The 24,115-nt window shown below is 59.1% G+C and carries 18 protein-coding genes; 12 read left to right on the top strand and 6 right to left on the bottom strand.

Features of this window, described 5'->3' with window-relative positions; genetic code table 11:
* Positions 1–133 precede the first annotated feature (133 nt).
* Complete coding sequence (locus RBB49_RS27620) at positions 134–4,459, top strand: hypothetical protein (RefSeq protein WP_306146198.1); 4,326 nt, start codon at positions 134–136, stop codon at positions 4,457–4,459.
* Positions 4,460–4,517: 58 nt separating this feature from the next.
* On the opposite strand, the gene RBB49_RS27615 is transcribed toward RBB49_RS27620, so the two are convergent.
* The 3 genes from RBB49_RS27615 to RBB49_RS27605 form a co-directional block, all read right to left on the bottom strand.
* Complete coding sequence (locus RBB49_RS27615) at positions 4,518–5,591, bottom strand: DUF2336 domain-containing protein (RefSeq protein WP_306146197.1); 1,074 nt, start codon at positions 5,589–5,591, stop codon at positions 4,518–4,520.
* 102 nt (positions 5,592–5,693) lie between these two features.
* Positions 5,694–6,422 carry a flagellar type III secretion system pore protein FliP gene (fliP, locus tag RBB49_RS27610; RefSeq protein ID WP_306146196.1) on the bottom strand — a complete coding sequence of 243 codons (729 nt, stop codon included), beginning with the start codon at positions 6,420–6,422 and terminating at the stop codon, positions 5,694–5,696.
* 44 nt (positions 6,423–6,466) lie between these two features.
* On the bottom strand, positions 6,467–8,104 hold the full coding sequence (locus tag RBB49_RS27605; RefSeq protein ID WP_306146195.1) for a flagellar biosynthetic protein FliO: 1,638 nt from the start codon (positions 8,102–8,104) through the stop codon (positions 6,467–6,469).
* Between the two features lie 417 nt (positions 8,105–8,521).
* Between RBB49_RS27605 and flgB the strand changes: the two genes are divergently transcribed.
* The 10 genes from flgB to RBB49_RS27555 all read left to right on the top strand — a co-directional run bounded on the left by flgB (position 8,522) and on the right by RBB49_RS27555 (position 17,722).
* The gene (flgB, locus tag RBB49_RS27600; protein WP_306146194.1) at positions 8,522–8,926 is read left to right on the top strand and encodes a flagellar basal body rod protein FlgB; all 405 of its coding nucleotides are present in this window, start codon (positions 8,522–8,524) and stop codon (positions 8,924–8,926) included.
* A 30-nt stretch (positions 8,927–8,956) separates the two neighbouring features.
* Positions 8,957–9,367 (top strand): flagellar basal body rod protein FlgC, encoded by a 411-nt coding sequence (flgC, locus tag RBB49_RS27595; protein WP_306146193.1) that lies wholly within the window; start codon positions 8,957–8,959, stop codon positions 9,365–9,367.
* A gap of 35 nt (positions 9,368–9,402) precedes the next feature.
* Positions 9,403–9,717 (top strand): flagellar hook-basal body complex protein FliE, encoded by a 315-nt coding sequence (gene fliE, locus RBB49_RS27590; protein WP_306146192.1) that lies wholly within the window; start codon positions 9,403–9,405, stop codon positions 9,715–9,717.
* 21 nt (positions 9,718–9,738) lie between these two features.
* Positions 9,739–10,005: a flagellar biosynthesis protein FliQ gene (gene fliQ, locus RBB49_RS27585; RefSeq protein WP_306146191.1), complete on the top strand. Its 267-nt coding sequence runs from the start codon at positions 9,739–9,741 to the stop codon at positions 10,003–10,005.
* Positions 10,006–10,027: 22 nt separating this feature from the next.
* Complete coding sequence (gene fliR, locus RBB49_RS27580) at positions 10,028–10,801, top strand: flagellar biosynthetic protein FliR (RefSeq protein ID WP_306146190.1); 774 nt, start codon at positions 10,028–10,030, stop codon at positions 10,799–10,801.
* A 9-nt stretch (positions 10,802–10,810) separates the two neighbouring features.
* A complete protein-coding gene (gene flhB / locus RBB49_RS27575; protein WP_306146189.1) occupies positions 10,811–11,890 on the top strand; it encodes a flagellar biosynthesis protein FlhB in 1,080 nt (359 codons plus the stop codon).
* 160 nt (positions 11,891–12,050) lie between these two features.
* Positions 12,051–14,606 carry a cell cycle histidine kinase CckA gene (cckA, locus tag RBB49_RS27570; protein WP_306146188.1) on the top strand — a complete coding sequence of 852 codons (2,556 nt, stop codon included), beginning with the start codon at positions 12,051–12,053 and terminating at the stop codon, positions 14,604–14,606.
* A gap of 403 nt (positions 14,607–15,009) precedes the next feature.
* On the top strand, positions 15,010–15,828 hold the full coding sequence (locus RBB49_RS27565) for a sulfurtransferase/chromate resistance protein (RefSeq protein WP_306146187.1): 819 nt from the start codon (positions 15,010–15,012) through the stop codon (positions 15,826–15,828).
* Positions 15,829–15,832: 4 nt separating this feature from the next.
* Entirely contained in the window at positions 15,833–17,161 is a 1,329-nt protein-coding gene (gene chrA, locus RBB49_RS27560; protein ID WP_306146186.1) for a chromate efflux transporter, read from the top strand.
* 225 nt (positions 17,162–17,386) lie between these two features.
* On the top strand, positions 17,387–17,722 hold the full coding sequence (locus RBB49_RS27555; protein WP_306146185.1) for a cupin domain-containing protein: 336 nt from the start codon (positions 17,387–17,389) through the stop codon (positions 17,720–17,722).
* Between the two features lie 25 nt (positions 17,723–17,747).
* Here RBB49_RS27555 and RBB49_RS27550 read toward each other — a convergent pair whose 3' ends face one another.
* The 3 genes from RBB49_RS27550 to RBB49_RS27540 all read right to left on the bottom strand — a co-directional run bounded on the left by RBB49_RS27550 (position 17,748) and on the right by RBB49_RS27540 (position 21,755).
* A complete protein-coding gene (locus RBB49_RS27550; RefSeq protein ID WP_306146184.1) occupies positions 17,748–18,473 on the bottom strand; it encodes a hypothetical protein in 726 nt (241 codons plus the stop codon).
* Between the two features lie 285 nt (positions 18,474–18,758).
* Entirely contained in the window at positions 18,759–20,429 is a 1,671-nt protein-coding gene (locus RBB49_RS27545; RefSeq protein ID WP_306146183.1) for a sulfatase-like hydrolase/transferase, read from the bottom strand.
* Positions 20,430–20,483: 54 nt separating this feature from the next.
* Positions 20,484–21,755 (bottom strand): DUF3179 domain-containing (seleno)protein, encoded by a 1,272-nt coding sequence (locus RBB49_RS27540; protein ID WP_306146182.1) that lies wholly within the window; start codon positions 21,753–21,755, stop codon positions 20,484–20,486.
* 578 nt (positions 21,756–22,333) lie between these two features.
* On the opposite strand from RBB49_RS27540, the gene RBB49_RS27535 reads away from it, so the two are divergent.
* On the top strand, positions 22,334–24,088 hold the full coding sequence (locus RBB49_RS27535) for a CAP domain-containing protein (RefSeq protein ID WP_306146181.1): 1,755 nt from the start codon (positions 22,334–22,336) through the stop codon (positions 24,086–24,088).
* Positions 24,089–24,115 lie beyond the last annotated feature (27 nt).

Raw genomic sequence — 24,115 nt, 5'->3', positions numbered from 1 at the left:
AGTTGCAATCACCGGCTTCGCGATAGAACTGCAATTCGCGAAAAATCTGCAGGTAAAGACGGATTTGAGGAGTAGGCGTAAGAGCGCGTTAAGAACACTTAACTAACACTAGAGCGTTGGCGTTTTCCGAGGAATGAACAGCTTGCAGGGATTTGTCCTGACATACCGACAGTGGCGCAAGGCCGTGGGCAAGACCTGCTCACGCGTGGCCGTGCAATCTGTCGCAGTGTTCCTGGGATGCGTTGCTCTTCTGATCCTTTCCCTTCCGCAATCCGCACGGGCACAGCCCCTCGAACCGGTCGACCTGCAGGTTATCCCCGAAGAGGGCTATGGGCGGATGGTGCTGACCTTCAAGGACCGGACCCTGCTGCCCATCTATGATGCCCTGATTACGGGTGGTGTCCTCAGAATTTCGTTCGAAGAACCCGTCGACATCAAGGTGGATGATGTCCCGCTTGATCTAGGTGACTATATCACGATCGCACGGCGTGACCCGGACGGAAGCGCGATCCGCTTCGCCCTGAAAGACCAGTACCAGATCAACACGCTGGAAGCGGGTGAGAAGCTTTTCGTCGACATCCTTCCGATGAGCTGGCAGGGATTGCCGCCGGGCCTGCCGGACGATGTCGTGCGCGATCTTGCAAAGCGCGCCGAAGCCGCAATGCGGAAAGTACGGGCTCTGGAGCAGGCACGCCTCAAGGCGCAGGAGGGCCCGGAAGTGACTCTTCATGTCGGAGAGCATCCGACATTCACCCGCCTGGTGTTCGACTGGTCAATCAAGTTCGACACCGCCTTCGTGCGGGAAAACGACATCATCAAGCTCACGTTCAATCATCCTGCGCAGCTCGATATCTCGCATCTGCGGGCACATCTGCCGCAAGGCGTTATCGACGCCACTTCGTTCCTGGACAAGGGCAAGCTGAAGTTTCTGATGCGCGTCGAACCTTCGGTCGACATCCGGGCTTTTCGCGAAGAACAGACATACGTGATCGACGTCACGCCGGAGAACATGGAAGTCAACGACCCGGCAAATGCGTTGATCAACAAGGAACTGTCGGTTGCGGACAATGAAAATCGCAAGAACATGATCACGGCGCCGGGGCTTCGTGACACCCGCGAGGTCGACAATCCGCGCGGTCTGCCCCCGGTTACCGTCGGGCGCAGTTCCGGCGGCGTTTTGAAGGAATCGCGCGCGGACGAGTCTCCGGCCTATCTCGCAGTGCCTTTTGAGAACATGCCGGGCAGCGATGAGGAAGCCCGTGCTCCGTCCCTGTCGCCGTTGCCTGAACTGGAGCCCTCGACGGAAATCCGGATTGCCGGCAGCGATGGGAGCGCGGATGTCAGTTCAGTTCCCAGATTCAAGCCGCAAACGCAGACAGCCGATCCGCCCGGCGACACCGGAGAGCAGCTTGCCTTCGTTCCGCAGCCGGACAATCCGGCAGATGCAGCCCCGTTGCAATCGAACGTGGCTTCGACCGCTCCGGCGGTCGAAACGCTTCCTGCACCCGAGCTGACAGCGGCGCTGGCAAGCGGCGCTGAGGTCGCAGCCGGAAATGACGATGATCTCGTCACGTCGGCAATCCTGCCGGGAGTTTCGGCCAGTGCGCGGCTTCTGAACAACAGGCAGCCGGCTATCGTGCGTGTTCAGGCATCGCCCGGGGCTTTGCCGCTGGCGGACGCCGAGCCGCAAGAAGCCGGGTCCGACGATATCGACGTTGTCCGGCCTGCACCGATGCTTGATCTTTCCAAGCAGCAACCGGCGACGCAAACAGGCAACGCGCCAGCGCCTGGCAACAATGGCATACCCACGTTGAAACCGGAGTCGCAGGCGGATGTCGCCATGGACGCGCCAGCTCAAGGGGATCAGGCTGACACCGTTGAAATACAGAATGGGGAGACATTCGGCCGCAGCGGTGTGCCCATGGCAATACAATTGCCGAGCCGACCGAGTTCCTCACCCGAGGTCTGGCGGGCGAACGGCGGCAGCGAGTATGTGCCCGAGCGCCCATCTCCAGAACGTCCGCCGGAGAGTGCCGCCCAGGAAATTCGTGACTTTGTCTCGGCAGAAGCACGCCGGATAGGCAACACTGTGCGGGTCGTGTTTCCGTTCTCCGAACCTGTCTCGAGTTCGGTGTTCCGCCGCAATGACAGTATCTGGCTCATTTTCGACACCAATGCGACGATCGATACGCGCGGGATGGCGTCGGCGCTGGCCGAAATTGTCGAAACGATCGAGGTGAAGCAGTTCGAAGACTACCAGATCATCCGGCTGGACATGAACGATCCCGTTCTGGCGACCGTCGGCGCTGACGGCAATGCATGGTCCCTGGTCATTGGCGACATGATCCTCGAACCTTCCATTCCGCTCCAGCTTGAGCGAAATGTGCGGGGAGACGGAGGCTCGGTGCTTCGCGTTCTTTATCGCAATCCGCAACATATCAGAGAGGTCGTCGATCCCTTTGTGGGTGACACGATTTCGCTGGTAACCGGATTTGGACCGCCGCGCGGGCTGCTGAAGCCCCAGAAATTTGTGGACCTGGACGCACTGAGTTCGGCACAGGGCATTGCGATCGTCACGAGATCGGACGGCATCAACATGCAGGTGCTGGGTGACGATGTCATCATCGAGCGGGAAGGGGGACTGTCGCTATCGAACCGCCATTTGCGCGGTGGTACGGGCGCTCTGAACTCGATCGTCGACCCGGACAACACGAATATCGAGTTCGTGTCTTTGAGCACGGAAGGTCCGGGTGCCTACCGTTCGAGACTGATTGAGCTACAAAGGAAGCTGTCGCGCGCGCCTGCGGGAAAGCGGCGCAAGCAACTGATCGAGTTGTCCAGATTTTATCTGGCCCATCAGTTTGCCCAGGAAGCGCTCGGGCTGATGAAACTCACACTTGAGGAAGAGCCTGCCCTGGCCGAGGATACATCCTTCAATCTGATGATGGGCGCGGCCGAAACGATGGCGAACCGGCCCCTGGAAGCCTATAACCATCTCAACCGGCCGGATCTGAAAAACAGTCCCGACGCGGCCGTATGGCAGACAATCGTGGATGTCAGGCTGGGCAACTGGACATCTGCGCGCATCGCGATGCCGCGCGGACGTGCCGTTATCGGCAATTATCCGAGCGCGATCCAGACAGAATTTAAACTTGCCGCGGCACAGGCGCTGGTGGAAGTCAACGATTTCGGCCTGGCGAACGGCGTGCTCGCGGAAATCGAACCGAGTGAAGTCACGTCCGCTCAGGCAGCGCGATACGATATTCTTCGGGGCCGCGTCGCAGATGCATCCGGACGGTCCCAGGAAGCGCTGACCGTGTTTGATCTCGTAACGCGGTCCGATGACCGCCCGCGCGCTGCGGAGGCGGAATACCGGGCGCTGCGCATCCGCTACCGGGACGGCGAGGCGGACGCGAACGAGACCATTGACAGGCTTGCCGGCCTTTCGACCTCGTGGCGCGGCGATGAGGTCGAACTGAAGACGTTGCGGTTCCTGGCCCAGCTCTTTGCCGAACGCGGACAGTACCGGGAAGCTTTCGAGGCCATGAAGTCTGCTGTTCAGGCAGACCCGGATTCGGACACCACGCGCCTCCTGCAGGAGGAAATGAACGGCCTGTTCAACGCCTTGTTCCTAGATGGCAAGGCAGACGAACTCTCACCGGTCAAGGCACTCGCGCTCTACTACGATTTCAGGGAACTCACACCGATCGGGCGCCAGGGTGACGAGATGGTGCGCCAACTGGCCAAACGCCTGGTGGAAATCGATCTGCTTGATCAGGCAACCGAATTGCTGCGCCATCAGGTCGACAACCGGCTGAAAGGGGCTGCGCGCGCCCAGATCGCCGCCGACCTTGCCGCGATCTATCTGATGGATCAGAAAGCCGACGAGGCTCTGCGTGTGCTCAACAGGTCCAGACAGGCCAGCCTGCCGTCCACTCTCGAGCGCCAGAGAAACATCGTTGAAGCCCGCGCACTGACGGAAAACGGCCGGCCGGACCTTGCGCTTGAGCTTGTCCGCAACATGCGCGGATCCGACGTTGACCGATTACGCGCGGATACGTTCTGGGCGGCAGAAAGCTGGCGTGACGCTGGAGAACAGCTGGAAGCCATGCACGGGTCTCGCTGGTCGGACAACATCCCGCTCGATGAACTGGAAAGACGTGACATCCTGCGGGCCGGCATTGCCTACTCGCTGGCCGGCGACCAGCTCAGCCTGGAACGTCTCCAGACGAAATACACGGGCAAAATGGCAAACAGTCCCGAAGCGCTGGCGTTCGAAGTCGTGACGCGCCCGATCCAGACCCAGGGCGTGGAGTTTCTTGAGGTTGCCAACCGGCTGGCGGACACGGATTCGCTTGAAACCTTCCTGCAGGAATATAGGCGTCAGTACATGTCACCGAACCGGTCGACGGATGACCAGGCGGCGGCCGGAGAGGCAGCAGGCGATCCCGCCGGCTAAGGCCAAGGCGCTTTCCATGAAGATGACAATGTCCGGCTGAGCCGAAGTCCGGACCGGATCAGCCCAGGGCTCCAAGCGCGGCTGACGGCGGCGCCACGGCGGCATGCGGTTTTTTCAATTCGGCCTTGTAGCGCATCACCAGTTCAGGGATCGTGCGCGTGTTCCGGTCCAGCCAGCGGCAACGGGCTTTCAGGAAGTCCCGATAGGTCTTGTCGTCGATCCCGGTCTGAAGCATGAGGCGAAGGATTGCGCCATCGGCATCGGACTTGAGCGTTTCTGCGACAACATCGTCGGAGAGATTGAGCCTGCGTCCGATCAGCCAGATCGCGGCGTCGATACGCTCGTCTTCAAACAGCGTCCGCAAGATGGCGTCAAAGGACAGTTCACCATTGGCAATCTGCATACTGGCTTCGTGCCTTGAATACCGCACCCCGTCAATCTCGATATCGCCTTCACGCTCAAGATCGCCGATCGTGGTGGCAAGGCGCTCCAGATCGTCCTCATCCACGGCTCTTTTGAGAGGAGCAGGAACAAGCGGACAGTCGGTCTCGAGCACAAGTTTGAGGGTTTCGAGGAACTCCTCATCCTTGATTGCCCGCTTGGCCATCCCCGCGAGGACTTCAACTTCGGTATTCGCGAAAATCAGCAGCGCAAGCATGCCCTTGACGGAAAAGGGGACTTCCGCGTTGTCGAGCAGAACGTGAACGACATTCCGGCTGCTTCGAGCAATCAACGTGTCGCTTATTTCCTCGCTCAGGTCCGGACGGCGGGCGACGGACAGGCGCTTGTCGTTGCTGCCTGCCTTTGACAGGTTCATCAGTGCCGTCTGGCTGATGACCGGCGAGCATTCGATCACCGGTTCGGAAAGATCATAGTCTTCCTGTGTCAGCCGGTCGGCAAGATCGGAGATGATGCGATCGGTCTTTGCAAGCCGGACGACAAGCTCATAGCGCGCATCGCGATCGAGCTGATCGAACACGGAAAGAACAATTCTTGAAAAAAGCTCCCGCTCGACGGGCGTCGGCTCGTGCTCTTCGGAACGCGCATACTCACCGACGAGCGTCCGGATCAGTTTCGAACGAGCTTCCGGCTCCCTGATTCTTGCAAGTTGTTCAAGCTGATCGCGTATCACGGAACATCCAAAATAAAACCGGCCGACAAGCGGCCTCCCCACTGCCGCAGAGTATTTCATGTTTTAATTAAGATTCTTCTACTTTTAGCGACGGTAAATCTGTCAGCCCCCGCCAAAACTCTTGACAAGCGAACCGGCCACCAGGTTCCAGCCGTCGACGAGCACAAAGAAGATAAGCTTGAAGGGCAGGGAGATGACAACGGGCGGCAGCATCATCATGCCCATCGACATCAGCACCGACGCAATGACAAGGTCGATGATCAGAAAGGGGAGATAGAGCAGAAAGCCTATTTCGAAGGCGCGTCTCAATTCGGAGATCATGAAAGCCGGTATGAGGGTCGCCATGGCAAGATCTTCAGGTCCTTCGGGTGCCTCCTGGCCCGAGAGCTCCTGAAACAGCTCCAGATCCTTTTCGCGGACCTGCGAGAGCATGAAGGTGCGAAAGGGATCCGCCCCCCGCTCATAGGCCTGGTCAAACTCGATATCGCCTTCGATCAGCGGCTGAATACCCGCGTCATAGGCGGCCTGCAACGTCGGCATCATGATGAATGCGGACAGGAACAGAGCCAGGCTGACCATGACCATGTTGGGAGGTGCGGTCTGAAGGCCGATTGCCGACCGCAGAAGCGACAACACCACCACGATACGAACGAAGCTCGTCGTCATGACCAGGATGGACGGTGCAAGCGACAGAACCGTCAGCAGGATGACGAGTTGAACCGCGCGTTCGGTCAGACTGGTGTCGTCGCCGAAGCCGACGGAAATTTCCTGAGCCAGTGCTGGCGAAGAGACAACGGACAGAAACGCCGTGAGCAAAAATACAAGGCTCACGCTCCAGTGCCGATACCAATGCCTCGCAACGCGACGCTTTTCGTTCATCGATTTTGTTGTCCGCCCAATTCGAAGAGAATCTTGGCCATCTCATCCTCGATCGGGTTCTTGTCGCCCAATCCCTGAACCACACGCGGCGCCGACGGTTCGGCTCCCGGAACAATATCCAGAGCCGCCGATTGTTTCGCGGCCTGCGGGACCGCTTCTCCCGGTTTCACCTCGGGGTCATGCGAGGGGTCTGCCGGCGCGAGGGAGCCGTCTTCTATCGTCCCGGGGTCCGCCGGTGCCGACACTTCACCATCGATGAGATCGTCCAGCTCAAGATCCAGCTTGATTTCTCGGCGGGGTTCCGCTGTTGCCTCGTCGGAGGCGGCCGTCGTCTCCGTGAGCGGTGCATCTTCGCCAACCGCGTCCGCCGCGACGTTTTCCACCCGTTCGTCTTCTCCCCAGTTGAACCTTTCCGTGCTTTCGAACAGGTCGGAGAGTTTGAGTTTCTCGTCCTCACGGTTCTCATCATCATTTTGGACGCTGTTCTGTTCAACGGTTGGAGCAGCCGAGTTGACCGGCAGCGTCTCCGCATCTGCCGGAGTTTGTTCCTTGAATACAAACCCGTTGTCGTCCGGCCCCCTGGGGGCTTGAACCGGATTGAGAAGAGCGGTTTTGGCGCGTGCTGCAGGTCCCGAAGAGGGCGGCGTAATCGTATGGGCGATCTGCGTGGAGCGCTCGCGCGCTGCGACCGAACGCCCGAGGCTCTTGAGCGGCGCCGATGCGCCCTCATCGCCCTTTGAGGAGGTTGGCTCCAAATCGGGTTCCGGCACCGGTTTGGACACCAGTTCCTCTTTGACCTTCGGCGCAGTGACTATCGGCGCAGGACCGATCACAGGTTCCGTGCTCTTTTTCGGAGCTGCATCGATCACCGGTTCCTTAACGGCGTCTTCCCTGACGTTCTGCACAGCAGTCGTGGAGCGGTTGAAGCCGTTTTGAGTGGCTGCTCTCAGAAGATCGGCCGCCCTGTCAGGGCGGGTGCCGGTTTCTTTTTCATCCACCGGCCTGGCGGCATCCTGCGTGAGCTTCGAGGACGGGGGACTCACGGGTGCCACCACGGGTGGGGTTTTGTCTTCGGTCTTAAGCGGTGAGACAGGACGGACCATTGCGCTGGCTGATGCGGCCTTCGGAGCGGGTCTTACGGCCGGTTCCGTCCTGGCTTTCAGCGGCATTGTCGGCACCGGGTCCTGCCGGAGCATTGCCGCCACGGGCTGCCGATCGAGTTCCTCCGGTCTGGCCGGAATATCGGGGCCCGGGGCGGTTGGCATCTTCATTGTTCCCGAACCTGCGCTGCCAGGTGCGGTGTTCACGGTCTGTCGTTGGGCGGCGACCGGAGCGTTTCGCACGATGTTCTGCTCGACAACCAGATCGCTTGGCCCGCCGACGAGAAGCAGATGCTCGACATTGTCCCGCCGGATAAGAACCAATTGTCTGCGGGCATCGACATTCGTGCTGTCCATGACAGCGATGCGTGGTTGCCGGTTTCTGTTTTGCGGCGTGTTTGCTCCGGTCAGGCGTTTCAGTACGAATACGAAAACACTGAACAGCAAAAGAACCACGACCAGAGCCAGAATGGCTGCAATCACCTGGGTCGTGCCGCCGCTTACGTTGAATGTCGCTTCAATCCAGTTGTACATAATGACCTCGTACCGCCCCGCCAGCGGAATGTTCTCTTTGTGCCGTTACATCGTGCAGCCGTCGCAATTGGGGTATCTTTCGTTTTTCCCCAGGATTTCGGGACCTTGCGGAACAGGCGTTCAGCGCGGTGTGACTACCGCTTCCATGGTCCAAGAATGTGCATTCAAGCTCGCAGTTCGTCACAATTTCCCATTCTGCCTGTTGGTGGAACTCGAATCTCCCTTCGAGGCAAAATTAACAGAAGTGGGCAAATATTGCCTGTTTTGAGGCGGCGCTAAATTGCGAATTGCAAAAGTTTGTCGCGCTATTCCACTGTTTTTTGTAGAAGATCCGCCATTCAGGAAATCGGCCATTAACTATTCATTAACCATTTAGGCGGCAATGATTGCCTAGTTGGTTAACAAGTGGTGACAAAGATGGCCGCAATGGACTTGCCGCTCTTCCAGGCACTGAAGTCGAAAATGCAGTGGCACCAGTCCCGCCAGAGCGTTCTGGCCGAGAACATCGCCAATGCGAACACGCCCGGATATGTGTCCAGGGACGTGAAGTCCTACTCCTTTCAGGACCACATCGGGCTTCAGAACGCAGCCGTCAGCACCTCTGTCACCAAGGTCGGGCACATATCCGGATCCGTGTCCGGCCAGTTGCGTGTCAAAGTCGAGAAACTGGATTCCTTTGAGGTCACACCGGATGGCAACAACGTGAATCTGGAAGAGCAGATGATGAAAATCACGCAGAACCAGATGGACTTCCAGGCCGCGACAAGCCTTTACACCAAGGGGTTGGGGCTCATCCGGACAGCGCTTTCCAAGAGCGTTTAGCGCGCCGCAGATTGAAGAAGGATTGGCAAGTTGGACCTGATCAAGTCTCTATTCGTCTCCGCGAGCGGACTGAAAGCCCAGAACGGCCGGATGCGGATCATTGCGGAGAACATCGCAAACGCGAGTTCAACGGCACGAACGCCGGGGGAGGAGCCGTACCGGCGAAAGATCCCGACATTCCAGAGCCATTTCGACAAGGAACTCGGCGCAAAAACCGTCGAGCTTGGCAAGGTCGCCGAGGACACGTCCGATTTCAAGTCGACGCATATGCCGGGACACCCTGCCGCAGACGATAACGGATACGTGCTGCAGCCGAATGTGAACACCCTGATCGAAACCACGGACATGCGCGAAGCGCAGCGCTCCTACGAGGCCAATCTGAACGTCATTGAGTCCACCCGCCGGATGTTGCAGCGAACGATCGACATCCTGCGCGCCTGAAGTCTGGAATACATTCACCGAAAGGGGCCGGAGCCGTGACCACTCCGTCAATTGCAAACAATGCCTATCAGCTGGCAGCCAAGCTTCAACAACAAGCGAAAGCCGTCGAAGAAACCACACCGGAAACCACGGGGATGGATTTCGGACAGATGGTGAAGGAGGCGGTCGATACTGTTGTCGACAAGGGGCAGCAGGCCGACGAGAAGACCATGGGAATGATCGAAGGCAAGACCGGGGTGGTCGACGTTGTCACGGCAGTGGCCGAGACCGAAGTCGCGCTGGAAACCATGGTTGCCGTTCGCGACCGCGTCATTTCCGCATATGAAGAAATCATGCGGATGCCGATCTGATCGCGTCATGGGGGTTTTGACATGACTGGTGGCGAAGTACTCGATCTTGCGCGCGAAGCTGTTTGGACCATGATCCTGGTGGCGGCGCCGGCCATGGTGGTCGGGCTGCTTGTCGGTGTCGTTATTGCGCTGTTCCAGGCCCTGACACAGATCCAGGAAATGACGCTGGTCTTCGTGCCGAAGATCCTCGCGATATTCGTGACGATCCTCGTGACGCTCCCCTTCATGAGCCAATTGCTAGAGGCCTTCATGGGACGGGTCACCGAAATGATCCTAACCACCGGCTGAAACACCTGGCGGGCGCGATCTCATGACCATTCAGCTTGATTTCCTGCCGGATGTCGCAGCCGCCTTCATGCTGATGTTCGCCCGCCTCGGCACGATGCTGATGCTTCTTCCCGCGCTGGGTGAAAGTTCCATCCCCATGCGCTTCCGACTGACCATTGCGCTTGCACTCACGCTGGTCATGTACCCGGTGGCGGCGTCGCTGTATCCGGACAATCTCACGGCCAATATGATGCAATTGCTGCTGCTCCTAGGCGGAGAACTGGCCATCGGTTTCGGTATCGGATTGTGCGCGCGGCTGATCACCTCCGCTCTGCAGATTGCGGGCATGATCATGGCGAACCAGTCGGGACTGGCCTTCGCGCTTGGAACGGATATCGCCAACGAAGGGCAGCAGGGAGCGCTTTACGGAAACTTTCTCGCGGTGCTGGGGATCACGCTGGTTTTCGTCTCGGATTCACACTACCTGGTGATAGCTGCGCTCTATGACAGCTTCACGATTTTTCCACCCGGAAACCTCCCGCCCATGAGCGATTTTGCGCAAAACGCGACAGACACGGTCGCGCATGTGTTCACGATTGCGGTGCGAATGAGTGCGCCTTTCCTGGTGGTCGGACTGGTATTCTACTTCGGTCTCGGGCTGCTCAACAAACTGATGCCGCAAATGCAGATCTTCTTCATCGCGATGCCCGTGAACATCGCCGTGGGTCTGTTCCTTCTCATGGCGCTGATCGCGACGCTGATGATGTTCTATCTGGAGCATTTTCAGGGATCGATCGGCAAATTCATTATCGGGTGACGGGTCGACATGGCTGACGATACCGACGACTCAGAAAAGACTGAGGACCCCACGCAAAAGCGCTTGAAGGAAGCGCATGACAAGGGGGACGTCCCCAAATCGCAGGAAGTCAGCACCTGGTTCACCCTTGCCGGGGCAACCCTGATGATCGCGCTTTTTGCGCCCGGGGCGGCAGCGTCCCTCGGCAATCTGATGAAGGGGTTCATTGAACACGCGCACCAGATACCGGTCGACGGCTTTGCGCTGAAGGCCTTGTGGCGCGATACCGGCCAGTCGGTCGCCCTCATCGTCGGTCTGCCGCTGATTGCGCTCCTGGTCATGGCGGTCGCGGGCAACCTCATTCAGCATCAGCCGCTGCTGACTGCCGAGACGATCAAGCCCAAACTGTCCAAGGTCTCGCCGCTCTCCGGGTTCAAGCGGCTCTTTTCCGCCGACAGCCTGGTGAACTTTGCCAAGGGCATGTTCAAGATCTCGATCGTCGGAGCGCTGATGGTTGCCGTGGTGTGGCCGCATCGCGACGAGGCCGAAATCATCATCTTCGCCGAGACGAGCGTCATCCTGGAAGAGGCCCAGGTTCTGATCCTGCAGCTGCTTGCTGCAATCCTCGCGGTGATGACCGTCGTCGCCGCTGCGGATTACGCGTACCAGAAGAACAAGTGGTTCAACAAACAGAAGATGTCCCTTCGGGAGGTCAAGGAAGAATTCAAGCAGACGGAGGGCGATCCGCAGGTCAAGGGCAAGATCCGGCAACTGCGCATGGAGCGGTCGCGCAAGCGCATGATGGCGGCGGTTCCCCAGGCGACCGTGGTCGTGACCAACCCGACCCACTTCGCCGTTGCGCTAAAATACGAAGAAGGCATGGGCGCGCCGCTCTGCATTGCCAAGGGAACGGATGCCATCGCGCTGAAAATGCGTGAGATCGCGAAGGAAAACGAGGTTCCCGTTGTTGAAAACCCGCCGCTTGCACGGGCACTTCACGCAACTGTGGAAATTGATCAGGAAGTACCGGAAGAGCACTACAAGGCGGTCGCCGAGGTGATCGGCTTCGTCTTCCGGATGCGCAATCGCGCTTCCTGGCGTGCGAACTAGGGGGTGGCCCGGTACGGCGACCTCACCGAGCGTCAAAAAACGCCTTCAAACGCGTGAATTTCAACAGAAGTCAGCGTCATATCGGTTGAAATTGGGGGGCAAGCACAGAATGCTTGTAGGCGGCCCCAAGCAAACCGAATCGGGCCGGGAGACAGGACGTATGAGTGACACGGACGGAGCGCCGGGCGGGCCGATGATCAGCCGGCCGGAGCGCTCCGGAAATATTGGCCTGCTAATAGGCCTGGCTGTGCTTCTGGTCGGAGCGGCAGCTGCCTTTGCGGTCATGGATCGCGAAGTTGCGCAGCCGTTCATCCTGGCGCTGCTTGGCATCCTGGCGGTTGTCGGCGTCTTCTGCCTGTTTGCCGGAGCCATCGGCTTCCTGCGCCTGTCCGCGCGTCCGGGCGAAGCCAACCCGCTGGCCGCCGCCTTTGTCGACACGATGGATGACGGTGCCCTGATTACCGACACGGACGGCCGGCTGGTTTATGCCAACACTGCCTATGCCGAGCTGACAGGTGCGGACTCGCCCTCCGATATCCGCGTCGTTGAACGCGTGTTTTCGTCCGATCCCGACGCGGCGGACGCCATTTTCCGCCTGTCCCAGGCCATGCGCGAGGGTCGCAAGGCACAGGAAGAGATCCGGATGCCGTTCCCGCTCGGGCGCGTCGAAGGATCCGCGCGGTGGTACCGCGTCTCCGTCAGGCCTTTGCAGCCGTCAAGGGAGCGCAGCGGCAAACAGATGTCGATCTGGCAGCTTGCCGACATCACCCGGGACCGGGCCGAGCAGGAAAACTCCTTCCAGGAGCTTCAGCGGGTCATCAATTTTCTCGATCACGCCCCGGCCGGGTTCTTTTCCAGCGATTCTCAGGGCCGCATCGTTTATCTCAATGCAACGCTGGCCGACTGGCTCGGCTACGACCTTGCGCAGTTCGATGCCGGTGATCTCGATCTTTCGGAAATTGTGCGCGGTGACGGCACGGAGCTGATCCGCTCCGTCAAGGGCCAGGCCGGCGAGGTGAAAAGCGAAACGTTCGACCTCGATTTCGTGACGCGCAACGGGCGCGGACTGCCCGTGCGGCTTTTGCACCGCGTTCCCTTTGGCGAAAACGGCCAGCCGGGCGACAGCCGCACGCTGGTCCTGAACCGATCACGCGGCGAGGGCGAGGAAGCGTCCGAGGCGCTGCGCGCTGCGGAAGTGCGTTTTGCCCGTTTCTTCAACAACACGCCCATTTCGATCGCCTCGCTCAACAATGACGGCCGGGTGCTGCGCACCAATGCACCGTTCCTGAAATTGTTCGGGGCCGCCGACACGGTCGAGGAATCGCCGAAACTCGAAGCTTATGTCGCTGAGAGCGGGCGCGAGGAACTGTCGAAGGCGCTTTCCGCCGCCGCCAAGGGCATCGGTGAAATCTCGCCTATCGACATTCCGCTGGTCGAGGGGAACGATCCCCGCTCGGCAACCTTCTACGTGTCCGCCGTTCAGGACGGCGAGGGGGACGGGGAGACGGCGATCGTCTACGCGCTGGAGACGACCCAGCAGCGCGCGCTCGAAGCCCAGTTCGCGCAGAGCCAGAAGATGCAGGCGATCGGTCAGCTGGCCGGCGGTGTCGCCCATGACTTCAACAATGTGCTGACGGCAATCATCGGCTTCTCCGATCTTCTTCTGGCAAGCCACAGGCCCACCGATCCGTCCTTCCAGGACATTATGAACATCAAGCAGAATGCGAACCGCGCGGCCGGACTGGTCCGTCAGCTGCTCGCCTTCTCACGCCGTCAGACGCTGCGTCCGCAGCAGCTTGAACTGAATGATGTTCTCGGCGATCTGTCGATCCTGCTCGATCGCCTTCTCGGCGAGAAGGTCGAGCTGAAAGTGGTTCATGGCCGCGATCTCTGGCCGGTGATGGCCGACCTCAACCAGCTTGAACAGGTCATCGTCAACCTGGCGGTGAATGCCGGTGATGCCATGGCCGAGGGCGGGCGGCTGACGATCCGAACCAGCAATGTCGAGGAAGCCCAGTCCACCCAGTTCGATAACACGCGCGGTATGCCGCCCGGCGAATACACGCTTGTCGAGGTCGAGGATACGGGGCACGGAATGCCGCCGGAGATCATGGAAAAGATCTTTGATCCGTTCTTTTCCACCAAGGAAGTGGGCAAGGGCACCGGCCTTGGCCTCTCGACGGTCTACGGTATCGTCAAGCAGACCGGCGGCTTCATTTTCTGCACGTCCGAGGTCGATGCCGGAACAACATTCCGGCTGTTCCTGCCACGGCACATACCCGAAGTCGTTGAAGAACCCAAGCCCGAGCCGAAGGAGACCGAACCGGAAAAGGTCGCCGATCTCACCGGTTCTGCTTCGATCCTGCTCGTTGAGGATGAAGAAGCGGTCCGCGCCTTTGCCGCCCGCGCGCTGGCCTCAAGGGGCTACACGGTTCATGAAGCAGGCTCGGGCAATGAAGCGCTTGAGGTGATGGAAGAGGTCGGGGGTGGAGTCGACCTTGTTGTGTCCGACGTGGTCATGCCGGAAATGGATGGCCCGACACTTCTCGTGGAGCTCCGCAAGACCCAGCCGGACCTGAAGATCATTTTCGTTTCCGGATATGCCGAAGATGCGTTCGAAGAGAACCTGCCGGAAGGCGAACAGTTCTTCTTCCTGCCGAAGCCGTTCACGCTGAAACAGCTGGCGACGACGGTAAAGGATGTTCTGAACGGTTAGGGTACGAACTCATAAATGAAGTCAATTTGGTTTGGATCGTTTTGACCAACTGCAAGGAGCGAAAGCGCAGGAAATGTGGTTCATTTTCAAGCCTTTCGCGACGTGGCAGATGGCCAAAACGGCCAAATCCGATGGACGGCAAAATGGCTGTATCTCGCAGCGTCACCGCGCTTGACCGGGCATAAAGCCCGCTCTGCACACGCTTCCTCGCGAGATTTTGCCATTTCTGCCGCCAAATCGGCTTCATTAATGGGTCCGTACCCTAGAGATGGCCGCTGAGGCCGGTTTCCTTGACAGCCAATCGGCAATTTGGCAGTTAAATCCCATGGGGCGAGCGAACACCCCGTGAGGCGTAAGCTGAAGTTTCGCGTCCTTGTAACCCATTTCAACGGGAGGACGCGCCATGCCGTCTCTGAATTCCATATCCGTTTCACAGCTTGCGCGGCTGGTCGGTACGCCCGACGCGCCGGTGATCCTTGATGTCCGCATCGATGAGGACTTTGTCGAAGATCCCGCATTTATTCCGGCCTCTTTCAGATACCCGTTCCAGAGTGTTGAAGACCTCGCCGGCCGCTTGCAGGGCAGGCGGGTGGTTGTCGCCTGCTGGAAGGGACTGAAGCTGTCCGAAGGGGTGGCCGCTGTGTTGCGAAGCAGCGGCATCGAGGCCGAGTTTCTGGAAGGCGGGTGCACCGGGTGGCGCGACGCCGGGCAGCCGATGGTCCCGGAGGCGCGTTTGCCCGGCAGGAATGCCGAGGGCCAGACCGTCTGGGTAACGCGCCACCGGCCCAAGGTCGACCGCATCGCCTGTCCGTGGCTCATCCGCCGGTTTGTCGACCCCACAGCGCGGTTCCTGTTCGTGTCTCCGGCGCAGGTCGGGGCGGTCGCCGACAGGTTCGGGGCCACGCCTTTCGATGTGGAAGACGCGTTCTGGAGCCATCGTGGCGACCGCTGCAGCTTCGACACGATGCTTGAAGAGTTTCAGCTGCAGACCGAGCCGCTTCTCAGGCTCGCCACGATCGTGCGGGCTGCCGATACCAATCGTCACGACCTGGCACCGGAAGCTGCAGGACTGCTGGCAGCTTCGCTCGGCCTGTCGCGCATGTACAAGGATGACCTGCGCCAGCTTGAGGCGGGCATGGGCCTTTATGATGCCTTCTACCGCTGGGCGCGCGATGCGAGCGACGAGGGACACGACTGGCCAACCGTAAGCCGGAAAGGCTGATCTCATGCCGACACCGTCATCGTCCAACCGGTCAACCGCCGGGCCCGTTCCGCTGTGCGAGGGTACACCGGTCCCGTGGCAGCGCATGGTCTTCGTCTTCGGCAGCATCGGTCTCCTGTCGTTCGGAGGCCCGGCCGCTCAAATCGCGCTGATGCATCGCAAGCTTGTCGAGGAGGCCGGCTGGCTTTCAGAGCGCGTCTACACCAATGCTCTCGGTTTCTGCATGCTTCTGCCCGGGCCGGAGGCCATGCAGCTTGCGACCTATTGCGGCTGGAAACTGAGGGGAGTCCCGGGCGGTCTTCTCGCGGGGTTGCTTTTCGTCATCCCCGGAGCCGCCGCCATCTTTGTCCTGGCCGGTCTCTATGCCGCTTTCGGCAACGTAGCCCTGATGTCCCAGTTGTTCCTCGGTATCAAGGCTGCGGTTCTCATCGTCGTGCTGGAAGTGCTGCTGCGGCTGTCCAGACGGGCATTGAGCGAAAACAGAGAACGGGTCATTGCAGCACTGGCCTTTGTGGCCATCTTCTTTTTGTCGCTGCCGTTTCCGCTGATTGTGCTGGCCGCCGCACTTTTTGGCGCCGCGGCCGGTCACGCACCCGTTTGCGATCAGGATGCAGGCGCTGCCGGTAGCCGAACCTCGTCGGTCCGTACCGTGGTGCGCGTTGCCACCTGGTTGCTTGTGTGGCTTGCGCCTCTGGCCCTTCTCGACTGGTGGGGCGGAGCACCGATATTGAGCGAGATCGGATGGTTCTTTTCAAAACTCGCCGTTGTCACCTTTGGCGGGGCCTATGCCGTTCTTGCCTATATGGCGCAGGACGTGGTCACCCTGCATGGATGGCTGGGCGCGGGCGAAATGATGGATGGGCTCGGTCTTGCCGAGACGACACCCGGTCCGCTTATACTGGTGACCCAGTTTGTCGGATTTCTCGCCGCCTTTCAAAGCGGCGGCCTCTGGCTCGGGCTGGCCGGCGGGCTCGTCGCGCTCTGGGCGACGTTCGTTCCCTGCTTTTTGTGGATCTTTGCCGGTGCGCCCTACATTGACCGGATATCCGCACTGCCCCGGCTTCAATCGGCTCTTTCGGCCATCATCGCCGCCGTGGTGGGAGTCGTGCTCAATCTCTCGGTCTGGTTTGCCCTGCACGTTTTCTTCACGGATGTCAGTGCCGAAAGGCACGGATGGCTTACCTTCTGGGTACCGGACCTGACAAGCCTGGACTGGCGGGTGCCCGTGCTCGCGGCACTTAGCGGGCTTCTTCTGCTCCGGTTCCATGTCAGCCTTGTCTGGACCTTGCTTGCGGCCGCGCTGGGAGGTGCGGTTTTGTCTCAGTCCGGTTGATGTTGCGCGGGATCTGAGGGGGTGACGAGCAAGGTCAGAAACTGATTCCGGTTGTGACTTCAAGCTATTGTTTTCACTTCGGAGTCCTGACACTCGCAAGGCGCTGGACCGCAATTGACAAAGACGCTCTCGTGGTGATGTTTCATTGCTTCACCAGGGAGCTTGAACGGGCGCGTTCGAACAGGCACTCTGTTCGCATTGTGTCATGGCATTTGGGGAAGAAGCATGCAGTTACCGGATTTCATCAAGAATTTTCCCGCACTGGATATCCCGTTTCCCGAGGACGTGGTGACCTCGCATGCCATCCAGTCGGATGCCGGGCTTGTTGTCTTCTTCGATTTTCAGAAGGATTTCGTTTTGCCGCCCCATGCCCATCTCGCGCAGTGGGGCACGGTGCTGGACGGAGAGATAGAATTCACGATCGACGGGGAGACGCGGACCCTCGGTCCGGGGGCGATTTACGACATCCCGAGCGGCGCCGAGCACGGCGCTGTCATCAAGGCGGGCACGAAAGTCATCGACGTCTTCGAGGAAGCCTACCGTTACCCGGTCAAGGGGTGAGGGGCAGCCAGAACGGCGTCAATGATCAGAAGCGGGCGACGACACCAAGCAAGGGTCCGTGCGTGATCGTGTCATAGGCGAAGCTGTCTGTGCCGGTCTTGTCGTTGTCGTAGTCGACGCTCAGGGCCTTGTATTGCATATGCGCCGACCAGGTCTTGTTGAAATGGTAGCCGATGCCGCCCTGAACGTTCCATGTGAAGTCGGATGCCGCGCCAAAGCCGCCAATGTCGCCCCTGGCGTTGGCGGACCATTTGTCGTTGAACATGTGGAAGGCACGAATGCCGACGACAGGATCGATCCAGTCATCGCCGCGCGAGATATCGAAGTTGCCGGCAAAGGTTCCCTGTGCGTTGAGGTCGATATTGATGTCCCAGTAGCGCCCGCCCGCATAGACGTCGACCGACGTCTGCGGAGAGTTGTAAACCCGGTAGAAGAGCATTCCCTCGACGATCAACTGGTCTATCCCGACGCTGATGCGCCCGCCACCGGCACGCACATCCGCAGATGCGCCAAGGCCCATATAGGCAATGTCGATCATTGCGCCGACCTTCTGCTGGTAGAGTGCTTCGGCCCGCACCATTGCCCCGAAACGCAGGTTCTCCAGAATGGTGCCCGTGTCGACGTCGATATCGGTTGCCGGAAGACGACCAACCTGGGTGGTGCCGGTGATGTTCGCAGCGACAAAATAGGGTGCGATCATGAACTCCCAGGCCCGGTTGACCCGTTCGTTGACCGGAGTGGGTTCACTCACGGGCTGCGGCAGGTCTGCTGCGTTTGACGCTGCGAAAGGCAAGCTTGCTAAGAGTAAAGTCAGCGCCAAGCAGCACGATTTTGCAGAAATACTGGTAAAATTACGCATGAATTCTTGCCTTTTCGCCGCATTTTCAATTCAATTCAATCGAACTGATTGTTTTTATTTAAACATATGCATGATGCGGTCGCTACCGGCTGCGCGCAATATGTGCCGCAGCATGGCGGAAATGCAACACCGTCAAAGATGAGGATGGCGGCAATTCACTGAGCGTCTTTTCGCATTTCATTGCTCCGGTGTCTTGCGCATGAACAGCCATTCCTCGAGCATCGCCTGCGTCTCCGGGCGCAGGTTCGTCACACCGTCATAAGGCATGCCGACATCCGGTTCCATGTCGGGATACTTTTGTTTCCGCATCAGATGGCGCTGGAGCATGTTCACAAACTTCGCGCTGCCCCAGGCCCCGATCTCCGTTGAAACAGGGTACTTTTCCTGCGGGTCGCGGAAGAGATCGTAGAAGTCGGCGAGAATGGCATTTTCGATACTGCCGCCCGGGATCGCCAGCTTGTACTGCTCCTTTACCACGGCTTCCAGCTTGTTGATGTTGTAAAGGAAAACGTAATCCCGGCGGCCGTGCTCCTCGCCGTTCAGCAGCAACGATGTCTGGTCGATCCCGTCAATGACGCGATCGGTCGGGATGCTGCCGGATGCGCCGCCCAGACGGGCAAGGGTGGTGAAGAGGTCGCTGACATGCACCATGTCGCCAACGACCGAATTCGCCTCGATGACACCGGGCCAGCGCACGAAGGCATCGACGCGCACGCCGCCTTCGGTTGTCTTGCCCTTGCCTCCCTGGAAAATCATCGGCGTATAGCCCGACTGCGGTGAGTACTTGGTGAAATGGCCGTTGTCGCCCATGACGATGACGATGGTGTTGTCGGCGACACCCAGCGTGTCCATCTCGCTCATCAGCCCGCCGATCCACTGGTCGACCAGTTTCATCTTCTCTACGTAAATGCCGCCATTCGGGGTTGTAAATTGATCGGTCGTGGTGCGCGGCCCGGTCAGCGGGTAGAGCGGCCAGTATTGCAGAAAGAAAGGTTCGTCCCTTGCCGCGAGTTCGCGCAGTTGCGCCATCGCCTGGGCCTGATAGCGGACGTTCATGTCGTGGTACTTGGCTTCGGTCCAGCGTTCGCCGGAGGCCATCTCCACTTCCTGAACAGGTTCGTTCCGTGTGCCCTCGACACCTGTGACAAGACGGGAGGCGTCGGTCCGGAACCAGCGGTCCAGCGTGAACCTGTCATTGTAGTTGTTGTCGCCGATACCAATCGAGACTTCCTCGTCGGCAGCGTCGTCGTGGTAGATGGTGAGCTGACCCTGCTGATGAACGGGAAAGGCTGCGTAGTCGAAGCCCTGAAAATTCGGCCAGGAGGCCTGAATGTCGCCCATATGCCACTTGCCGACATGTGATGTGTTGTAGCCGGCTTCCGACAGGACCTCCGCAAGCGTGACTTCCGCGTCTGCAAGGCCGAAACCCGAGAGCTCGACCTGGGTGTTTCCCATGCCGTTGCGATGGGGCTGGCGCCCGGTCATGAAGGCGACACGGGTGGGTGTGCAGGACGGCTCGGTGTACATGCGGGCCAGGCGCATGCCTTCGCTGGCAAGCTCGTTGATAGACGGTGTCTTGTAGCCGCGAATGGCATTAAGGGTTGGGCTGCCGAGGTCGCCAAAGCCGATATCGTCGATCAGGATGTAGAAGATGTTCGGCGGCTTGCCGTCATTGCGAGCGCGGATTTCGGCCAGGGCCGCATCAAGGGCGGCGTCTTCCTCAGCCCATTTTTCGCCGTTCTGGGCCTGAAGAATGTAGTATTCCGCATCATGGACGATGGGTGCGTCATCGGCGAAGGCCGGCGCCGCCATAAGTGCAAGTGTCATTGTCGTCAGCAGTCTGTTCATTCCAGGCTCCCGCTTTTTTGTTCGGTGCTTCAGGCCGGTTCGAGCAGCAACGGATCATTGTGCTGCCTCGGTTGCAGCGCTTTTTTCCGTGCCAACCGGCGACGCCGCGCCAATACGGTTGAGGTCGGTATTTGGGAAGTATTCGGCCCAAACATGCCAGAACATCCCGGGGCGGACATTTTCAACGCGTTTGAGTTTTCCGGCCGATGTCACCCCATAGAAATCGATCCCGGTGATCGGTGCGCCCGTGTCGTTGTACCAGATGCCCAGGCTCTCGAATTTCCGGTCCCAGGCAATCACCAGATCGCTGTTCCCGACCGTGGCATTGATGATACTGCCGTTCTCGATGACGAAATCGTCCGTCCAGCAGACCACGTCGCCGTCAATGTCGACGCCCCAGACATAGGTCTTGTTGTGCAGACGCTTGTCGGCGGCGCGGTTCATGTTCCGGATGATCGGTTCACTCACCCGGTGCTGGCGCGAGATTTCAGATGAAAAGATGGTCTCTATGGCAAGATCGAACAGGAAAAGGATCGGGTTTTCCGACGGCCTGTTGATGAAAACCCTGCCGTCCGGATAGGCCTTTTGAAATCCGCGCATGGTCATCCGGAATGTCGGCCAGGGGCGCATGGCCATCTGCGGCCGGACAGGGCAGGCGGGGCCGTTTTGCGAAGGCGTGCTGTCCCGGTCCCGGAAACCGTAAATCTGCTGGATCGGCTCACCGGTCCGGTTGTCGCGCAGGATCAGATTGTTGCCGTGCTGTGCCAGCACTTCAAGATCCAGGTCCTGTCCCTCGATTTGCGGCACGTAGCCAATCCCGAGGTTGGCCATCGCACAATAGGTCATGATGACATTTTCGCCGTCCAGTCCCTCCCGGTTTCCGGCCAGGTGAGGGCGCATGATCTGGGCATCGGGATGGGCGCGGGCGATGCCGTTGTTTTCAATGACAAGCACGGGGCTGGATGGGCTGACCCATTCCATTGCGTCCTTGATCGGCAGATATTTGGCCGTGTTCTTCTGGTTTCTGAGGCCGACATGGACCCAGACATAGGGAAAAGCATACAGAACGAGGATCAGAAGAATGGATGGCAGCCAGAGCCAGAAAGGGCCGCCACCGAATGCAAAATGGGCAAGTGTCATGACAACGGCTGCTGCAAGACCAATAGCTAGAAGCCGGTGCTCGTTGCGGATGAAGCGGGCGATGTTTTCCCGCTTCACCTTCAGCACCATCTGGGTGACGTCGCCGAGATCGCGGAAGTAGAGGAGACCGATAGCAAGGGACACGGCAAGGCCGGCGTAGAAGAACAGATTTCCGATCAAAGCCACGAACACACCCCCCACATGAGCGCATCTTTGTCGGACTACCCGGTCTCGTAAGCGGATCCGTTGCCTAATCCGGATGCGTTGCCGACCATCTTGCCCGAAGTTTCCGAAGCGTCAATTTGGTGTTCTTGCGTATGTCTGAAGCTGCTTGATGTTGTCATTTCAAGCATCTGGACCTGAATTTCGCTTGCCATGAAAGTCTGAAATTCCGGGTTTGACCGGAGCGGCTGGCAATCGAAAGCTGTTTGAATAGAACTCGATTTATTCTCTTTCTTTTCAGTAATTTAGATTCAATTTGATCGCGTTGTCCCTGCAACCGAAGATCATGTTTTCGCCGATAAAATGGTGCCCGGTGAATTGGTTTGCCGTGGCTCTTCGCGAACGACAGGTCAGGTTACGCAACGTTTGGATACATTTGTCCGAATTCGTTCAAGCCAGCCCGCCGACAACCGTCCCTGCCCGTATCGCGGGACAGTTTTTCTGACACATCTTTAGCAAAATCCCTCCGCAAAGCGGCGTTTCTTTCGCCCGAATTCATCGCGAGCCTCCCGGTGCGATGTGAGATAAGGAAAGGAAACGCTATGGTCGACAATCCCGTGAAGGCGCTCAGTGCCAGCGAGCAGTTGATCCTGGAGCTTGTCAACAAGGAACGGGCAGCGGCGGGGCTAGAACCGCTTGCAACGGACGGGCGGATCAATGCCGCCGCGCAGAAGCATTCCGAATGGATGGCGGACGAGCGGGTGCTCAATCACACAGGTTCTGGCGGCTCAAGCCCCTGGGACCGCATGAAGGCGGAAGGCTGGACGGAATATCCGATGGGCGAAAACATCGCCTACAATCCGTTCAACCAGCATCAGCCGATTTCGGGCGCCTATGTTCCCCAGGCAGTGGTTGAGGGCATGCATACGGGCTGGATGAACTCATCCGGTCACAGGGCCAACATCCTGAGTTCCAACTACACGGTGATCGGTATCGGCGATGCGATTGGCGGGCATCCGAGTTCCCCGAACCATTCAACCAGCTATGCGACACAGAATTTTGCCGGCACAACGAAAAACTATGTCACCGGCGTTGTTTTCGACGATGAGGATGGCGACAAGTTCTTCGATATCGGCGAGGAACTCGGATCGGCAAAGGTGACGATCGTCAACGCATCGGGTCAGACGGTTGCCACGGCCTCGACCGATCCGGGAGGCGGCTACAGCATTGCGCTGGCAAACGGGTCCTATACCGCCAGGTACACCGGCACCGGCATTGACGGCACGATCGAGAAGTCGTTTTCGATCTCCGGCAAGAACGTCAAGGTTGACGTGAAGGACGGATCGGAGGGCGGCGGAACGACACCACCACCCACGGGCGGCAGCGGGAATGACACGGTCTATTACACAAACGGCGACGACTTCTGGGAGAACGGTTCGCCCAAAGACATCGGTGGAGCCGGGATCGACACGCTGATCATCAACAAGGGCTCGGTCTTCAACACTTCCGGCCTTTCCTGGTACGGATTTGAACGCTTTATCGGTGCGGACGGGAACGACCGTGTCGTCGGCAATGACGCGAGCGTCGACTACCGGCTGAGCGGTGCCGGTGGCAACGACACGCTTCAGGGCAATGCCGGAGACGACACGCTGCTCGGTGGACCGGGCAACGACCGGCTCTACGGCAAGGCCGGGGACGACGTCATAAAGGGCGGTGCCGGACGGGACATCATGTTCGGGGGCGCGGGTGACGACGAGATCCACTACGGCAATGGCGATATCTTCTGGGACAACGGCACACCGCGCAACATCGGCGGGTCCGGCATTGATACGCTCGTCATCGAGGCGGGCTCCAAGTTCAATACGTCGGCCCTTTCCAAATACGGGTTCGAGAAGTTCACTGGCGCCGACAAGAACGACAAGGTCTTCGGTGACAGTGGCAATGTGGACTACGTTCTGAAAGGCGGCGGCGGCAATGATTTCCTGAAAGGAAATGCAGGAACCGACACGCTGATCGGCGGCGCAGGCAATGACCGGCTGGAGCCGGGTGCGTCCTCCGGCGGGGTTCAGAAACTCTCGGGCCAGTCAGGAAACGACACTTATGTTGTGACCTCGAAATCAGGCCGGGTCGACATTGTGGAGCTTGCCGGAAACGGCAATGACAAGCTGATCTTCAAGGACCTCAAACGATCGGACGTCGATGTCTCGATCAACGCGAACGACAAGATGGTCCTGTCCTGGGACGTTGGGGCCGACGGGGCCGGGAGCGTGACAATCAACGATTCCGGCGCGCATCTGGATCAGTTCGTATTCCAGTACGGTGCGGTCTATCAGCCGGACGATTTCGCCATTCTCTAAGCATTCCGCGAGCCTGTTCCAACCGGG

It is taken from the genome of Roseibium sp. MMSF_3412 (genome assembly GCF_030733265.1).
Lineage (GTDB): Bacteria > Pseudomonadota > Alphaproteobacteria > Rhizobiales > Stappiaceae > Roseibium.
Note: the sequence above shows the minus strand (reverse complement) of the source record. Positions and strands in the feature narration are given on the sequence as shown.

Excerpts from the sequence above, each read along its gene's own strand:
- RBB49_RS27620 (WP_306146198.1), top strand. The coding sequence starts at position 134 with ATGAACAGCTTGCAGGGATTTGTCCTGACATACCGACAGTGGCGCAAG.
- RBB49_RS27605 (WP_306146195.1), bottom strand. The coding sequence starts at position 8,104 with ATGTACAACTGGATTGAAGCGACATTCAACGTAAGCGGCGGCACGACC.
- flgB (WP_306146194.1), top strand. The coding sequence starts at position 8,522 with ATGGCCGCAATGGACTTGCCGCTCTTCCAGGCACTGAAGTCGAAAATG.
- fliQ (WP_306146191.1), top strand. The coding sequence starts at position 9,739 with ATGACTGGTGGCGAAGTACTCGATCTTGCGCGCGAAGCTGTTTGGACC.
- fliR (WP_306146190.1), top strand. The coding sequence starts at position 10,028 with ATGACCATTCAGCTTGATTTCCTGCCGGATGTCGCAGCCGCCTTCATG.
- flhB (WP_306146189.1), top strand. The coding sequence starts at position 10,811 with ATGGCTGACGATACCGACGACTCAGAAAAGACTGAGGACCCCACGCAA.
- cckA (WP_306146188.1), top strand. The coding sequence starts at position 12,051 with ATGAGTGACACGGACGGAGCGCCGGGCGGGCCGATGATCAGCCGGCCG.
- RBB49_RS27565 (WP_306146187.1), top strand. The coding sequence starts at position 15,010 with ATGCCGTCTCTGAATTCCATATCCGTTTCACAGCTTGCGCGGCTGGTC.
- chrA (WP_306146186.1), top strand. The coding sequence starts at position 15,833 with ATGCCGACACCGTCATCGTCCAACCGGTCAACCGCCGGGCCCGTTCCG.
- RBB49_RS27555 (WP_306146185.1), top strand. The coding sequence starts at position 17,387 with ATGCAGTTACCGGATTTCATCAAGAATTTTCCCGCACTGGATATCCCG.
- RBB49_RS27545 (WP_306146183.1), bottom strand. The coding sequence starts at position 20,429 with ATGAACAGACTGCTGACGACAATGACACTTGCACTTATGGCGGCGCCG.
- RBB49_RS27535 (WP_306146181.1), top strand. The coding sequence starts at position 22,334 with ATGGTCGACAATCCCGTGAAGGCGCTCAGTGCCAGCGAGCAGTTGATC.